The sequence below is a fragment of the Nioella aestuarii genome (assembly GCF_050896395.1).
Taxonomy (GTDB): Bacteria; Pseudomonadota; Alphaproteobacteria; order Rhodobacterales; family Rhodobacteraceae; genus Nioella; species Nioella aestuarii.
The window spans coordinates 71181-85342 of record NZ_JBPBBA010000005.1; the positions used below are offsets into that span (position 1 = coordinate 71181).

The following is a 14162-nucleotide window of genomic DNA, read 5'->3' on the forward strand; positions in this document are numbered from 1 at the left end:
CGCCCCGGCCAGTGGACTGACCGGGGCGTTTATTTCAGGGATGCAGGGCTGGTCAGGCGGCGATCAGGCCCATGGATTCCAGCTTCAACAGAACTTGCTGCGCACAATAATCCACATCCATGCCTTCGGTATCGACCACCAGTTCGGCGTTGGTGGGTGCTTCATACGGGTCCGAGATGCCGGTGAATTCCTTGATCTTGCCTTCACGCGCCAGCGCATAGAGCCCCTTGCGGTCGCGGCGTTCACACTCTTCAAGGCTGGTGGCAACATGGACCTCCACAAAGGCGCCATAGGCCTCGATCATTTCGCGCACGGAACGACGGGTCGAGGTATAGGGCGCGATCGGCGCGCAGATTGCGATGCCGCCGTTCTTGGTGATCTCGGACGCGACATAGCCGATGCGGCGGATATTGATGTCGCGGTGCTCCTTGGAAAAGCCAAGCTCGCTCGACAGATGCTTCCGCACAACGTCGCCATCCAGCAGCGTCACCGGGCGGCCGCCCTGTTCCATCAGCTTGACCATGATAGCGTTGGCGATGGTCGATTTGCCGGACCCGCTGAGACCGGTGAAGAAGACGGTAAAGCCTTGCTTGGAACGCGGCGGCGAGCTGCGGCGCAGTTCCTTCACCACTTCGGGGAAGCTGAACCATTCGGGGATCTCCAGCCCCTCGCGCAGGCGGCGGCGCAGTTCGGTGCCCGAGATGTTCAGGATGGTCACGCTATCCTTGTCGAGGATCTCGTTGGCGGGTTCGTACTGGGCGCGCTCCTGCACATAGACCATGTGTTTGAAGTCGACCATTTCGATTCCCATCTCGGCCTGATGCTCGCGGAACAGTTCCTGAGCGTCATAGGGGCCATAGAAATCGTCACCGGCAGAGTTCTTGCCGGGGCCTGCATGGTCGCGGCCGACGATGAAATGGGTGCAGCCATAGTTCTTGCGGATGAGGCCATGCCAGACGGCCTCGCGCGGGCCTGCCATGCGCATCGCAAGGGGCAGCAGCGACATAGTGGTGGTCGACCCGGGATACTTGTCCAGAACGGCTTCGTAGCAGCGCACGCGGGTGAAATGGTCCACATCGCCAGGCTTGGTCATGCCCACAACGGGGTGAATCAGCAGGTTGGCCTGTGCTTCCTTGGCGGCACGGAAGGTCAGTTCCTGATGCGCGCGGTGCAGCGGGTTGCGGGTCTGGAACGCGACGATCTTGCGCCAGCCAAGTTTGCGGAAATAGGCGCGCAGTTCGTTGGGAGTGTCGCGGCGGGACCGGAAGTCATAGTGAACAGGCTGTTGGATGCCGGTCACGGCGCCCCCCAGATATACCGGACCCGCAACATGATGCAGGTAGTTAACCGCCGGGTGGGCGACATCATCGGCGCCGAACACCATCTCGGCTTCACGTGCCTTGTTGGGCACGTATTTATCGCTGATCGAGAGGATCGCAAGGATCACGCCTTCCTGATCGCGCAGGGCGATATCCTGGCCCGGCTCAATGCCGTCGGCGAAGGCCTGGCTGACATCGAGGGTGATCGGCATCGGCCACAGCGTGCCATCGGCCAGCCGCATGTTTTCGACGACACCTTCGTAATCTTCCTGACCCAGAAAGCCCTTCAGTGGCGCGAAGCCGCCGTTCATCAGCAGTTCCAGATCACAGATCTGGCGCGGAGTCAGATCCCAGCTTGTCAGCTCTGCCGCTTCGCGCTTGAGCTTTTGCGCGCTGTCAGCTGAGACGAACAGTTCCTGAACGGGGGCGAGGTGGTTCTGCATAACTTGGGTCCTGTACTTAGGGGAAAGAAGTCCGCTGGCGGCACCGGTCAATTCGGCATGAAGCGCGTCATATTCGGCCAGTTTGCGGGAAAGAAAACGATCGGTGAGGCGGGCTTTCTCGGCCGCCCCGCGAGAGGTGAGCGCATAGGCAAAGCGCTGGCGCTTGTCGGTGCTGTCGCGGTCGGTGATCTTGACCAGCTTGGCCTCGGTCACCGCTTTCAGTACCGCATTGAGCCGCCCGAGCGAAATGCCAAGTGCCGCCGCCGTCGCACGCTGCGAGGCATCCGGCGCCAGATCGAGCTGGCGCAGAACGCGGAAGAGCAGGTCGTCTTCCGGCAGGGTGGGCGAGGGTGCAGGCATCGTCAGACGACTCAAAGTTTGTTCACGAATGAACGTATGTCACATTATGCAGGTGCAGAAAAGACAAAAAATGCCCCCGTGGCAGCACGGGGGCAGTATGCCTCAAATCACGCGGCCCGATTTCGGGAACTAGCCTCAGAACAACGGACGATTTCCACGCAGGCAAGCCACGGAGAGTTGCCGCGTCTGCGGGAAATCGCCATTGAAATTCTCGTACTGCGCGTGCAGCCGGTCAATCTCGCCACTGTCGAACAGTTGCAGGATCTGCCCGTTCCACTGTGCCAGCAGATCGGGCCGCTGACGCGACACCATGAAGGCAGACCCTACTGGCGGCATTTCCATCCGGCCCACCTCGACCAGTCCCTGCGCCGCCCCGGCCACGGTCTCTAGCGAGCGCGTGGTTCCGAAGAAGGCATCCACCTGCCCGGACAGGGCGGCCTGCACCGCCGCCTCGGTTGTCTCATACACCGCCAGCCGCAGCCCCCGCTGCACAAGCGCCCATTCCTGCAGTGATCCGCGCACGGTGGCGATGGTGGCCGTGTTCACGTTCACACCGGCGGAGCGGGCGTAGAAGCCTTCATCCCGGCTCAGAAAATACAGCAGGGGGCAGGTCAGGTTGCCCATTTCCGCCCGCGCGGGCGTGGCCGCCAGCCCGCCGATGGCAATGTCGAGCGCGCCCTCGGATATTCCGCGCAGAAGCCCCGCCAGCGGGTGCATCTCCAACCGGCAGTCCTGCCCGAGTGTCGCACAGATCCGAGAGGCCACATCAACGTCGAACCCCGTGATCTGCCCAAGGCCGTCGCGATAGGCATAGGGCGGATAATCCTCGGACACGCCGATCACCACCGGCTGCGCGGCGGCGGCCGTGCTCCAAAGCATCAGGGACAAGGCGACAAAACGCAGAAGCTTTACATAGGTCATTCAATTTCCTTGGGCTTGTGTCAAAAATGAATATGCGCCCGGGGGGCTGGCATCGTGAGCCTAGCCCGCCCCTGATCGCGCGGCAATATCGCCCGCCCGGCCTTACTCGGCGGCTGAAACCGATGGAACGGCGGTGCCATCTCGCGCCACCTCATCGAACAGCCAATCGCGGAAGGCGCGGATCATCGGGTCGCCGACCCTGTCTTCGCGATAGGCAACCGAATAAATGACCATCGGCATGGTCACCGTCTCGAACAGCCGCACCAGCCTACCGGATTCGAGCGTGCCCCGCACGACAGAGTCATAGGCCAGCGACACGCCCTGACCGCGTTCGGCGGCGGTGGTGGCCAGTTCGCAATTGGGAAAGACGGGGCCTTGGGGCAAGGCAGGGTCTGGAAGGCCTGCAGCGGCGAACCAGTCGCCCCAGGCATCGTCTGTTTCGTCATACATCAGCCGCAGACGCAGGAGGTCCTCGGGCCGTTTCACGCCTTCCGCATCGCGCAGCTCCGGGCTGATCACCGGGTAGCGGTTTGACTGCATCAGCGGCTCGGTGACGACGCCGGGGGTGGGATCGGTCGACCATTGGATCACCACGTCGCTGTCATTGGTGGCGAAATCGGTCGAGGGCGCACCGGTCGAGACCCGCAGCCGCACCCGGTCGCCGAACTCAAGCCGGTCCAGCCTTGGCACCAACCAGCGCGCGGCTAGTCCCGGTGTGCACAGCACCCTCAGTGGACGCTGTCCGGCTTTCTGGGTGGCGCGGGTGCTGTCCTCCAGCCCATTCAGCAGGCCTGTCAGCTTGCCCGCATAGCCCCGACCGGTCAGCGTCAGCTCAAGCCGGTTGCTGACACGCTCGAAAAGCGCGGTATCCAGATAATCTTCCAAAGCGCGGATCTGGTGACTGATGGCAGACGGCGACAGGCACAGTTCCTCTGCTGCTTCCTTGAAGCTTTTGTGCCGCGCGGCAGCCTCGAAGGCGCGGAGGGCGGCGAAGGGGGGCAACTGTCGTCCCATGGCGGATGAATCCCGTTCATGCGCCAATGAAAAAAGGTCTTTTGCGTCTGGCGCAGGGGCAAGCTTAGCATAATCGCACCCCTCAACCAAACAGCTCGGAGGTCGCCATGATCTTCTCATTCCGGGCCAGCCGTCGGCTGGTGCGCTCTCTAACTCTGTGCGTGGCGCTTGTCCTGTCACCCGAAACTCTCGCCGCCCAAGACCTTCTGGCCTGGCGCGAGGCCCGAACGATGCAAGACCTTGTCGACCAGATGGAAGACTGGCTCGACACGCATACCGATCTTCCGCGCCGCGCAACATCGCCGCGCATTCAGCTGACCGACCATGCCCATGTTGCAAGCATGTCCCAGGACCATCGCGCAGCAGCCAGCCCGACCTTGCGCGGTCTATATGACCCGGATGAGGAAGCGATCTGGCTGGTGCGGCCCTGGGATGCGTGCAACCCCTATGATGTCAGCACGTTGTTGCACGAGTTGGTTCATCACCGTCAGGCGGAGGCAGGGCACTGGTATTGCCCTGGCGCGCAGGAACTGCCCGCGTACCGCATACAGCAGGCGTGGCTCAACGATCTCGGGCTGGAACCCGATGTAAACTGGATCGCCGTGGTGATCGAAGCCGGGTGCACGCCGCGCGACATCCACCCGGACTGAGCGGTCACTCTTGCTCGGCCAGCCAGTGTTCGGCGTCGAGCGCCGCCATGCAGCCCATTCCGGCGCTGGTCACGGCCTGGCGGTATTTGTGGTCGGTCAGGTCGCCCGCCGCGAAGATACCGGGGATCGAGGTGCGGGTGCTGCCCGCCTCGACCTTCACGTAGCCGCCGTTATGTAGCTCCAGCACGTCCTTCACCAGTTCGTTGGCGGGAGCGTGGCCGATGGCGACGAAAACGCCCTTGCAGGGGATCTCGGTGATCTCGCCGGTTTCAACATGTTTGACCCGCACGGCCTCGACGCCCTTGGGGCTGTCAGTGCCCACAACCTCGTCCAGCACGTGATGCCACAGCGGCTCGATCTTGGGGTTCTTCATCAGCCGGTCGATCAGGATTTTCTCGGCGCGCAGTTCGTCCCGGCGGTGGATCAGCGTGACCTTGGAGGCGAAGTTGGTCAGGAACAGTGCTTCCTCCACGGCGGTGTTGCCGCCACCGATAACCACGATCTCCTGCCCGCGATAGAAGAACCCGTCACAGGTGGCGCAGGCAGAAACGCCAAAGCCCTTGAACGCCTCTTCCGAGGGCAGCCCCAGCCATTTCGCCCGCGCGCCGGTGCACAGGATCACCGCATCGGCGGTATAGGTGGTGCCGCTGTCGCCCACAGCCACGAAGGGGCGCTGAGTCGTATCGAGCGAGGTGATGATATCACCGATGATCTCGCAGCCCATGGCCTTGGCATGGGCCTCCATCCGTATCATCAGGTCCGGCCCCTGCACCTCGGTATCGCCGGGCCAGTTCTCCACCTCGGTCGTGGTGGTCAGCTGCCCACCCGGTTCGATCCCTTGCACGAGGATCGGGTTCAGCATCGCGCGGCTGGCATAGACGCCGGCGGTGTAGCCGGCCGGGCCGGAGCCGATGATCAGAACGCGGGTGTGGCGGGTGTCGGACATGGAGGCTTCCTTGGGTGTGTCATGAGTCGCCGCCAATGTAGCCACCCGACGCGGGAGGCAAAAGGGGGGCAAGGCCGGATCAAATCCCGCTCTTGCCCAACCCGTGCCTAGTAGTCCGAATCCCCGCCGCTCCGGGTCATGGCACCGCGCACGGCCTCGGCGCATCCTTCCGCCGTGGGTGCTTCGCATTCATAGTAGCGCCCGTTGACGAAGACGAAATATTGCTCGCTGCCGCCGAATTCCGCCGGTCGCGTGGCCACCGAGTAGGTCTGCCCGTCGATGGCCACTACGGTCCGGTCGTAAAAAGTGGACTCCGGCAGGCGCGGCATGGAATCCGAATCGCCTGTGCAGCCGGCCAATGCCACCACCGAGATCAAGATCAGACTTTTCAGTTTCATGAAAATCCTCCTTCTGGTGAATCCGATCATCAATGGCGGCATCCTAGCACATTCCGCGCGGCCATGCGGCAACGGCGCGGAGGCGCTTGCATTGATCGCCGTGCTGTTCCATATGTTGCGCGCCCTTGAAATATTCTTGCGCGATGGGCATGTCCGGTAACAGGAAATTTAAACGTCTGGGGAGGCGAGCAAAAAGATGCCAGGGGCAAAACTGGACCAAACCGACCGTATGATCCTGGCAGAGCTTCAGGGCAATGGCCGTATGACCAATGTCGAACTGGCCAGCCGTGTGGGTATCTCCGCGCCGCCCTGTCTGCGCCGTGTGCGCACGCTGGAGGAATCGGGGTTCATCAAAGGCTATCACGCCGATGTGGATGCCCGGCAGCTCGGGTTCGAGGTTCAGGTTTTCGCCATGGTCGGGCTGCACAGCCAGGCCGAGGCCGATCTGGTCGCCTTCGAGGACCGCTGCCGCAACTGGCCGCTGGTTCGCGAATGTCACATGCTGAACGGCGAGATCGACTTTATCCTGAAATGCGTGGCGCCTGACCTGTCCACCTTCCAAAGCTTCCTGACCGAACAGCTGACCGCAGCCGATAACGTGGCCCATGTGCGCACTTCGCTGGTCATTCGTGGCGCCAAGGATGAACCGGGCGTGCCCTTCGACGTTCTGGAAGAGCGGATCGCGCGCGAGGGCTAGGGCCATGCTTCCGGTCAACCCGGCGCGGATCAAGCAGCTGTATCAGCAGGCAATGACCGCTCAATCCGCTGGACAGGCAGATGAGGCGCTGGCGCTTTATGCGCAAGTTTTGCAGGCCCGCCCCGATCTTGCCGAAGCGCATTTTCAGATGGGCCGCATCCATGCCGCCAACGGGGACGCAGCCAAGGCCGAAACCGCGCTGCGTAGGGCGCTGAAGGCGCGACCCAAGGAGCCCGCTATCTGGCAGGCGCTGGCGGCCGTCCTGACCGGTGGCAAGCTGAAGAAACTTCAACGAGAGGCAACGGCAGCGGGCATTCCCCTTAGCTCCGGCCCCGATATCGCGCCGATCCTGCGCCAGATAGAACAGGGTCAGGCCAAGGCCGCGGAGACTGCTGCTTTTGCTCTGATCACCCGCTTTCCCAATGCAGCGGAGCCGGCACTGGCGCTTGGCCTGGCCCGAAAGGCGCAGGGTCATTGGGCCGGGGCGCTTGGACCGCTGCAAAAAGCGGTGGAACGGGCATCCGACAGCGCTCGCGCCAATGCAGCCCTTGGCGAGGTCTTTATTGAACTGGGCCAATGGCTGAGGGCGGAACAGGCCCTCACAAAAGCCGCTGATCTTGGTGCCGACGTGACGTCCCTGCTTGCCCGGACCTTGCGCGAGACTTGCCGCCCAGAAGATGCAGAAACGCTGTTGGCCAGCACTCTTTCCCGTCACAAGAAGCGCGCCGATCTTCATCTTGACCATGGCGATACACTGGCCGCCCTGCGCCGCCCGAAAGAGGCTCGGCGCGCTTATGACAAGGCTATTCACTTCGGGGCAAAGCGCAGTGCGTTGATTGATCTCGCCGAAAAGCTGGAACTGGAAGGTGATCAGGCCGCTGCCAAGGTGCTGGTTGATGACCTTCTTGCCGCGGATCCCGACAACATTGCCCTTCTGACCCTTCGCGGGCAGAGCCGCCAGACCGCTGGCGATCTTGACGGTGCCGAAGCCGATTTTCTTAAAGCGCTGGACCTTGGGCCTGATGCAGCATGGGCGATCCGCTCCTATGTGGCTGGCAAAAAAATCCGACCTGGCGACCCGATTTTGCCGATTCTTGAAACCCGCCTATCCGATCTGTCCCTGCCGAAGCCCAGTCGTTGGGTGCTGGCCTTTGCAATGGCAAAAGCGCTGGAGGATCTGGGAGAGTACGATCAGGTCTTCGAACATCTGGACCGTGCAAACCGGATGATGAGGGCAGACTATCCTTATCGAATAGAAACCGATCTCAATGCAGGGCGTGCGCTGGTGCGCGGATACCAGGCGTTGCAGGGACAGGCCGTTCCGACTGACTGCACTCAGGATGCGCCGATCTTTGTATCCGGTCTGCCCAGATCCGGCACCACCCTGGTTGAAACCGTTCTGTCCGCTCATCCGCGAGTCACGGCCGGGGGCGAGATGCCGTTCCTCGTGCGGGCGCTCAACCTGCCGATCGAGCAGGCAGAGATTGAAGGTGTCCTTCCGCGAGCAGCCTTTGCTGCGGCCGGGCACCGATATGTCACCGCTGCCCGGCGCCGAAGCGGGGCCGGTGATCTGTTTACCGACAAGGCGATCTCGACCTTCAGCCGCGTCGGACAGGCCGCAATTGCGCTTCCCAATGCCCGCTTCCTGATGCTGCGTCGTGATCCACGCGATGTCGGCTTGTCGATCTATCTGAACATGTTTCCTCCGGGACGGCAGATCTATGCAACGGACCTGTCCGATATCGGCCGCTATATCAGGCTATACGACGCCATGCAGCAAGCCTGGGCCGAGGCGCTGCCCGACCGCGTGCATGTGGTGGATTACGAGGCGCTTACGGCAGACCCGGATCCGAATATCCGTGCCTTGGTGGCGGCTGCGGGGCTCGATTGGGATCCTGCCTGTCTGGAGCCCCACAAAGCAAAACGCAATGTTGCGACCCTGAGTTTCGCGCAGGTGCGCCAGCCGATTTACCGCGCCTCTGTTGCCGCCTGGAAGCGCTATGAAACCGAGCTTGAACCGCTGCTGGAGGCTTTGGAGCGGCCGGTCACGCTATAGCTGCGGTCATGCAGTTGCGAACTGATCCCGCAGCCAGGTCTCGAAAAGCTCCACCTCGGGCTGCACCGCCCGTTTTGAAACACGGCGCATCAGGTAGTGCGCCTCTGGGAAGGGCAATGGTTCGCCTATGGGGGCAACGCCCGTTTGCGGCGTGATCAGCCGTGACAGGACCGTGGCAAAGCCACCGCCTGCCGCCACCAGCTGCAGGGCCGAGACCGTCGTGTCCATGAAATATTGCGCCACGCCCGGCTCGATCACGCAGCCACTGGCGCCAAAGACCCTTTCCCAGTTTCCTTCATGTCCGAGAATATGGACTAGCGGCCCGCGCAAAAGGTCTGAAGTCTGCCTGATCTCGTTCCTCTGATGCTCTGCACAGACCGGAACAATGGTCTCCTCCGCCAGTTTCTCCGCGGCGGCATCGGTCCAGTCGCCACGGCCAAGACGCAGTTCCACATCGACCCCTTCCAGCTTGGTGGCTTCGGTCCAGATATTCGTGACCAGACGAAGGTCGATGCCGGGGAAGTCACGTTTGAAAACCGGCAGACGCGGGGCCAGCCACAGCGCGGCGGTCGAAACCGGGGCCATCACCGTGATCGTTTGCGTGGCGCGTGGGCCAAACAAGCTGGCAGACACAAGGTCAATATCGGCCAGCGCCTGCCGCACGGTGGTGACATAGGCCTTGCCCATCTCGGTCAGCGACAGGTGCCGTGCACGCCGGTGAAACAGCTTGGACCTCAGCTGCCGTTCAAGCGAGCGGATGTGCAGGCTGACCGCCGCCTGTGTCAGCCCCAGTTCCTCGCTGGCGCCCGTAAAGCTCAGATGGCGGGCAGCGGCTTCGAAGCTTCGCAGCCACGTAAGGTTGATGTTTCTGGCCACAATCCAGTACCAAAAATATTTGGTGATATGTGGATTTATTATTTGTTTTTTGTTTGGGCGCAAGTGAGCGATACCTGACGCAAAGCCGCTTGTGACCTGATCGGGTCACAGAGGTTCATGTCCACATAGGCGAACAGGGAAACGCGACATGAAAGTTGGATTTATCGGCCTTGGCAATGTTGGTGGCAAACTGTCGGGCAGCCTGCTGCGCAATGGCATTGACCTGACGGTTCTGGACCTGAACCGCGATCTGGTGAACGCGGCGGTCGCCAAGGGCGCCAAGGCGGCAGACAATGCCGCTCAGCTGATGCGGGACTGCGATGCCGTCATCACTTGCCTGCCGTCACCTGCCGCCTCTGACGCGGTCATGCAGGAAATGCTGCCCGAAATCAAAGAGGGCAAGATATGGATGGAGATGTCCACGACCGATCAGGCCGAAGCTGAACGGCTTGGTGGCATGGTCATCGCCGCGGGCGGTGCGGCTGTGGATTGCCCGGTTTCCGGCGGCTGCCACCGGGCTGATACCGGCAATATCTCGATCTTCGCGGGCTGCGACCGCGCCACGTTCGAGCGTATCCTGCCGCTGCTGAAAACCATGGGCCGGCGCATTCTGCATACCGGCGATCTGGGCACCGCCTCGATGCTGAAGGTGCTGACCAACTATCTGGCCACCGTGCATCTCGTCGCCAATGCCGAAGCGCTCGTGACGGCCAAAGCCGCAGGGATGGACCTGAACACCACCTATGAGGCGATCAAGATCTCCTCGGGCAACAGCTTCAGCCACGTCACCGAAAGCCAGGTCATCCTGAACGGGTCGCGCGATATCTCCTTCACCATGGACCTGGTGAAAAAGGATGTGGGGCTTTTCCAGAGCATAGCCGAGCGCAACGGCGTTCCGCTGGAGGTCTCGCCGCTGATTTGTCAGATCTTCGATGACGGGATCGAGCGCTATGGCGACCGTGAACTGTCACCCAACATCATCCGCCGTCTGGAGGACGCCACCGGCCTGTCAATCCTCGCCCCCGGCTTCCCGCCGGAAATGACCGATGATGAGCCGGAAGAGCCGGGATATGAGGTGATCCCGCAGGGGTCGGCCCGTGCGTCGGCGGCGGAATAAGCCGAACAGGCTATCGCAACAGAAAAGGCGGCCCGTTTGGGCCGCCATTTTTTCAGCGTTCTGCTGTCCGGGTCCTGTTGGGCCCACTTTGAGGATCAGGCCGAGGCGGCCTGACGGATCACGCTGCGCCGGCGATGGCGTTTGCCACGCGACCAGGGCATTTCGATCTGTTCCTTCTGGCTTTCTTCCAGAACCTTTTCCATCCAGCGCCGTTTCAGCATCTCTCTCGTCCTCTTTTCATGCCGGCCCTTTCCGGGCCATTTGTTTTCCCGTTTCCGGGTTGAGGACAATCTGGCGGAGCTTTCAGGCAGTCTTACGGCCTCAGCCCTAATTTTCGGTAAAAGGACGGGGCAAAAATGTGGCGGAGGGTGGCCTTGTTTTCTTGGGGTCTTGTGGGTCACACCCAGGGTTCAGGGCAGGATTTGGGCGGGCTCCGCCCCGGATGTGCCGAATTTACCGTGCCAACGCGCCAAGCATGGCAGAGCTGCCCGATTTCCGAAACGCGATCATAGGCGAATCGCGGAAATGAGCCGCCCGTAATCGGCCTCTCCCTGATGTACGGACCGGCGGTAGGAAAAGAACCGCTCGGGGTCTGAATAGGTGCAGTGCCGGGTCCATTCCGCCTGACCAATGCCCGCGCGACGCAGACGGTGCAATCCATAGGCGGGCAGATCGAACAGGAACCGATCGCCCTCGCCATTGATGAAGAACATGGAGTTCTCGCGGTCCTCGTCAAAAAACATCTCGAAGAACTCTGGGCCGACCTCGTAGGCGCGTTGACTGATCGAGGGACCGATCACGGCGTGGATATCCTCGCGTCGGGCGCCCAGATCCTCCATTGCCTCAACCGTGGACTCCAGCACGCCATCCACAGCCCCGCGCCAGCCCGCATGGGCCGCGCCGATGACGCCGGCCTTGCGGTCGGCGAACAAAACTGGCTGGCAATCGGCGGTCAGGATGGCAATGGCGGTGCCTGGCGTTGCGGTCACGATCGCGTCGGCTTCGGGTCGCGGCAGCGGCTGTGCGTCCTCGACGGCTATGGCGCGGGCGGAATGGGTCTGATGCACAGTCACCAGTTGGATGATCGGCACACCCATGGCATAGGCCACGCGGGCGCGGTTGGTTTCCACCATGCTGGTCTGGTCAGACGACCCTGTACCGCAGTTCAACCCTTTGAAGATGCCAGACGACGCCCCGCCCCGGCGGGTGAAAAACCCGTGCCGGACACCGTCCAGAAGGTCGGAGGATATGATCTCGAGGCTGGTTGTCACGGTCATCGGGGTGAAGGGCCTTTCAGGGAACTTGCGGGTCGAGGCCAGGGGGCAGGGCAGCGTCGGGCGGGGTCAGGGACATGACTTTGAACAGCGTTCCCATTTCCTGCCCATGCGTCAAGCGCCTGTGCGCGGAGATATGGGCGTCGAGGGCCGCTCCGCTCAGATTTGCAGCTAACCTCTGTGCGCGTGCGGTGATGCCGAGCCGTTCGAGGAACACCCCCTGCGGCGTCGGGGCGGAGGCACGAGCGGGTGCGGCAGCAGCGGCCAAAGGTCCGAATGCCACATGGGCTGTCAGGTCGGCCTCGCCCGGGCAGATCAGGGGATCGACCGGCTTGTGATCCTTCAGCGCTTGGAACGTGTCGCCGATACTGACCGCGTCACCATAGTCCACGATCAGCGCCGCGCCGCCATGGGTGGCGATCCGGCGGCCGATATCTTCGGCCAGCGGCAGGGCGGGGGTGTTGACCTCGACGATATGGCCCGTGGCTGTGTCGGCCAGCCGGTCCTCCAGCATCTCCAGCGCGGATTCGGGACCAAGACCCCAGATGAGCCGCCCGTTTTCGGCCCCGATCATCCGTTCATGCCAACCGGCCTCGCCGCGTTGAAACTGACGGATCGGCAGGGCATCGAAGAACTCATTGGCGAGCAGGAAGAGCGGACCGTCCGGCAGGCCGGCCAGATGGTCGTGAAAGGTGATCTCGTAACCTGACAACGCCTCGGTCTGTTTGGCGCGCAAGGCAGGCGAGACCTCGACCAGATGCAACCGCGCCGCGTCGTGAAAGCCCGGCACGGCCCGCGTGGCACGCAGGACATCAGTCATCAGCGTTCCGCGACCCGGCCCAAGCTCTGTCAGCAGAAACGGCGCGGGCGCGCCCTGATCCATCCAGACCTGCGCCAGCCATAGTCCAAGCAGTTCGCCGAACATCTGGCTGATCTCCGGCGCGGTGGTGAAATCACCTGCGGCCCCAAGCGGGTCACGGGTGGTATAGTAGCCATGCGACGGGTGGAGCAGGCTTTCGGTCATGAAGTCTGCCAGCGTCATGGGGCCGGTTCGCGCGATGCGCGTGAGCAGGCTTTCCAGAAGAGCGCTCATGCCGCGCGCCTGCGAGAAATGAGGATGAAGGCCAACCCCACGATCAGCATCGGCAGCGACAGGATCTGACCCATCGAAAGCCCGATGGTTGGGCTCAGCGAGATCACGTATCCAAGCGGATTATCGGCCGTAATAAATTGCGGATCGGCCTGTCGGACCAGTTCCACCAGGATCCGCGCCACGCCGTAGCCAGCAAAGAAAACACCCATGATCATCCCCGGCCGCGTCAACGCCCCGCGGCGGTAAACGAGCCAAATGAGCAACGCGCCTAGAAGAAGCCCCTCCAGCGCCGCTTCGTAGAGCTGCGAGGGGTGCCGCGCGCACATGAGAAGCCCGTCAACGACCACCAAACCCTCGGGCCCCGCGCAATCCTGCGCTGCGCCGCCGGGGAAGATGACTGCCCAGGGCACGTCCGAGGCGCGGCCCCAAAGCTCGGCATTGATGAAATTTGCAAGCCGCCCGAAGAGAAGCCCCGGCGCGGTGCACAGCGCCATCAGATCGCCTGCCTGAAGCATCGGAATGCCGTGGCGCCAGCAATACAGCGCGCCGCCGATCACCACACCCAGAAAGCCGCCGTGGAAGGACATGCCGCCCTGCCAGAGGATCAGGATCTCGCTTGGATTCTGAAGGTAGTAGCCCGGTTGATAGAAAAGCACATAGCCAAGCCGCCCGCCCGCAACGATGCCAAGGATGATCCAGGTCATCAGCCCTTCCAGCTGTTCTGCGGTCATCGGGGCAGTGCCCCGGGGCCAAAGCGCCGGACGGCGCAGCGTCACCAGCGCCAGCCGCCAGCCCAGGAGAATGCCAACGATATAGGCCAGAGCGTACCAGCGCAGGGCGAATTCGAACCCGCCGAGAGAAATCGAGAAGATCTCGGGCGAGATATTGGGGAAGGGGATCGCGGCTGGCATCATCTGGGGCCTCGTCTGCTCGGGTCGGTGTTTGGATGGCTGGCCCCTGCGGCGAAGTCAACCTTGATGCCGGGCGCCTGCGGGGCC

Annotated in this window: 15 protein-coding genes; 5 read left to right on the top strand and 10 right to left on the bottom strand. The window is 62.5% G+C overall.

Going from position 1 to position 14162, the window contains the following annotated elements:
* Window positions 1–52 precede the first annotated feature (52 nt).
* From ACROHD_RS05285 to ACROHD_RS05295, 3 genes are all read right to left on the bottom strand, one after another.
* Window positions 53–2122: a bifunctional sulfate adenylyltransferase/adenylylsulfate kinase gene (locus ACROHD_RS05285; protein ID WP_432676404.1), complete on the bottom strand. Its 2070-nt coding sequence runs from the start codon at window positions 2120–2122 to the stop codon at window positions 53–55.
* 135 nt (window positions 2123–2257) lie between these two features.
* Entirely contained in the window at window positions 2258–3043 is a 786-nt protein-coding gene (locus ACROHD_RS05290) for a substrate-binding periplasmic protein (protein WP_432676310.1), read from the bottom strand.
* 102 nt (window positions 3044–3145) lie between these two features.
* Complete coding sequence (locus ACROHD_RS05295; protein ID WP_432676311.1) at window positions 3146–4057, bottom strand: LysR substrate-binding domain-containing protein; 912 nt, start codon at window positions 4055–4057, stop codon at window positions 3146–3148.
* 107 nt (window positions 4058–4164) lie between these two features.
* Here ACROHD_RS05295 and ACROHD_RS05300 point away from each other — a divergent pair, with 107 nt between their 5' ends.
* Window positions 4165–4707, top strand: coding sequence for a DUF6647 family protein (locus tag ACROHD_RS05300; RefSeq protein WP_432676312.1), 543 nt, complete (start codon window positions 4165–4167; stop codon window positions 4705–4707).
* A gap of 4 nt (window positions 4708–4711) precedes the next feature.
* Here the strand turns inward: ACROHD_RS05300 and trxB are convergent, their stop codons facing one another.
* On the bottom strand, window positions 4712–5653 hold the full coding sequence (trxB, locus tag ACROHD_RS05305; RefSeq protein WP_432676313.1) for a thioredoxin-disulfide reductase: 942 nt from the start codon (window positions 5651–5653) through the stop codon (window positions 4712–4714).
* A 107-nt stretch (window positions 5654–5760) separates the two neighbouring features.
* Window positions 5761–6051, bottom strand: coding sequence for a hypothetical protein (locus ACROHD_RS05310; protein ID WP_432676314.1), 291 nt, complete (start codon window positions 6049–6051; stop codon window positions 5761–5763).
* On the opposite strand from ACROHD_RS05310, the gene ACROHD_RS05315 reads away from it, so the two are divergent.
* From ACROHD_RS05315 to ACROHD_RS05325, 3 genes are read left to right on the top strand one after another with little or no spacing between them, the layout of a single operon-like run.
* On the top strand, window positions 6050–6211 hold the full coding sequence (locus tag ACROHD_RS05315; RefSeq protein ID WP_432676315.1) for a hypothetical protein: 162 nt from the start codon (window positions 6050–6052) through the stop codon (window positions 6209–6211). The two genes, ACROHD_RS05310 and ACROHD_RS05315, sit on opposite strands and share 2 nt — an antisense overlap.
* 36 nt (window positions 6212–6247) lie before the next feature.
* A complete protein-coding gene (locus tag ACROHD_RS05320; RefSeq protein ID WP_432676316.1) occupies window positions 6248–6748 on the top strand; it encodes an Lrp/AsnC family transcriptional regulator in 501 nt (166 codons plus the stop codon).
* Window positions 6749–6752: 4 nt separating this feature from the next.
* Entirely contained in the window at window positions 6753–8804 is a 2052-nt protein-coding gene (locus tag ACROHD_RS05325) for a tetratricopeptide repeat-containing sulfotransferase family protein (protein WP_432676317.1), read from the top strand.
* Window positions 8805–8810: 6 nt separating this feature from the next.
* Here the strand turns inward: ACROHD_RS05325 and ACROHD_RS05330 are convergent, their stop codons facing one another.
* Window positions 8811–9680, bottom strand: a complete 870-nt coding sequence (locus tag ACROHD_RS05330; RefSeq protein WP_432676318.1) for a LysR substrate-binding domain-containing protein — start codon at window positions 9678–9680, stop codon at window positions 8811–8813.
* A gap of 148 nt (window positions 9681–9828) precedes the next feature.
* Here ACROHD_RS05330 and ACROHD_RS05335 point away from each other — a divergent pair, with 148 nt between their 5' ends.
* Window positions 9829–10797: an NAD(P)-dependent oxidoreductase gene (locus tag ACROHD_RS05335; protein WP_432676319.1), complete on the top strand. Its 969-nt coding sequence runs from the start codon at window positions 9829–9831 to the stop codon at window positions 10795–10797.
* 95 nt (window positions 10798–10892) lie between these two features.
* Here ACROHD_RS05335 and ACROHD_RS05340 read toward each other — a convergent pair whose 3' ends face one another.
* From ACROHD_RS05340 to lgt, 4 genes are all read right to left on the bottom strand, one after another.
* Window positions 10893–11018 carry a hypothetical protein gene (locus ACROHD_RS05340; RefSeq protein WP_432676320.1) on the bottom strand — a complete coding sequence of 42 codons (126 nt, stop codon included), beginning with the start codon at window positions 11016–11018 and terminating at the stop codon, window positions 10893–10895.
* Between the two features lie 285 nt (window positions 11019–11303).
* Window positions 11304–12074, bottom strand: a complete 771-nt coding sequence (gene pgeF, locus ACROHD_RS05345) for a peptidoglycan editing factor PgeF (RefSeq protein WP_432676321.1) — start codon at window positions 12072–12074, stop codon at window positions 11304–11306.
* A gap of 16 nt (window positions 12075–12090) precedes the next feature.
* Window positions 12091–13164 (bottom strand): class I SAM-dependent methyltransferase, encoded by a 1074-nt coding sequence (locus ACROHD_RS05350; protein WP_432676322.1) that lies wholly within the window; start codon window positions 13162–13164, stop codon window positions 12091–12093.
* Window positions 13161–14075 carry a prolipoprotein diacylglyceryl transferase gene (lgt, locus tag ACROHD_RS05355; protein ID WP_432676323.1) on the bottom strand — a complete coding sequence of 305 codons (915 nt, stop codon included), beginning with the start codon at window positions 14073–14075 and terminating at the stop codon, window positions 13161–13163. The genes ACROHD_RS05350 and lgt overlap by 4 nt, the downstream gene beginning before the upstream one ends.
* Between the last annotated feature and the right edge of the window lie 87 nt (window positions 14076–14162).

What these genes read in the sequence shown, in the direction of transcription:
- ACROHD_RS05285 (WP_432676404.1), bottom strand. Translation starts at nt 2,122, where the DNA reads ATGCCTGCACCCTCGCCCACCCTGCCGGAAGACGACCTGCTCTTCCGC.
- ACROHD_RS05290 (WP_432676310.1), bottom strand. Translation starts at nt 3,043, where the DNA reads ATGACCTATGTAAAGCTTCTGCGTTTTGTCGCCTTGTCCCTGATGCTT.
- ACROHD_RS05295 (WP_432676311.1), bottom strand. Translation starts at nt 4,057, where the DNA reads ATGGGACGACAGTTGCCCCCCTTCGCCGCCCTCCGCGCCTTCGAGGCT.
- ACROHD_RS05300 (WP_432676312.1), top strand. Translation starts at nt 4,165, where the DNA reads ATGATCTTCTCATTCCGGGCCAGCCGTCGGCTGGTGCGCTCTCTAACT.
- trxB (WP_432676313.1), bottom strand. Translation starts at nt 5,653, where the DNA reads ATGTCCGACACCCGCCACACCCGCGTTCTGATCATCGGCTCCGGCCCG.
- ACROHD_RS05315 (WP_432676315.1), top strand. Translation starts at nt 6,050, where the DNA reads ATGAAAATCCTCCTTCTGGTGAATCCGATCATCAATGGCGGCATCCTA.
- ACROHD_RS05310 (WP_432676314.1), bottom strand. Translation starts at nt 6,051, where the DNA reads ATGAAACTGAAAAGTCTGATCTTGATCTCGGTGGTGGCATTGGCCGGC.
- ACROHD_RS05320 (WP_432676316.1), top strand. Translation starts at nt 6,248, where the DNA reads ATGCCAGGGGCAAAACTGGACCAAACCGACCGTATGATCCTGGCAGAG.
- ACROHD_RS05325 (WP_432676317.1), top strand. Translation starts at nt 6,753, where the DNA reads ATGCTTCCGGTCAACCCGGCGCGGATCAAGCAGCTGTATCAGCAGGCA.
- ACROHD_RS05335 (WP_432676319.1), top strand. Translation starts at nt 9,829, where the DNA reads ATGAAAGTTGGATTTATCGGCCTTGGCAATGTTGGTGGCAAACTGTCG.
- ACROHD_RS05340 (WP_432676320.1), bottom strand. Translation starts at nt 11,018, where the DNA reads ATGCTGAAACGGCGCTGGATGGAAAAGGTTCTGGAAGAAAGCCAGAAG.
- pgeF (WP_432676321.1), bottom strand. Translation starts at nt 12,074, where the DNA reads ATGACCGTGACAACCAGCCTCGAGATCATATCCTCCGACCTTCTGGAC.
- ACROHD_RS05350 (WP_432676322.1), bottom strand. Translation starts at nt 13,164, where the DNA reads ATGAGCGCTCTTCTGGAAAGCCTGCTCACGCGCATCGCGCGAACCGGC.
- lgt (WP_432676323.1), bottom strand. Translation starts at nt 14,075, where the DNA reads ATGCCAGCCGCGATCCCCTTCCCCAATATCTCGCCCGAGATCTTCTCG.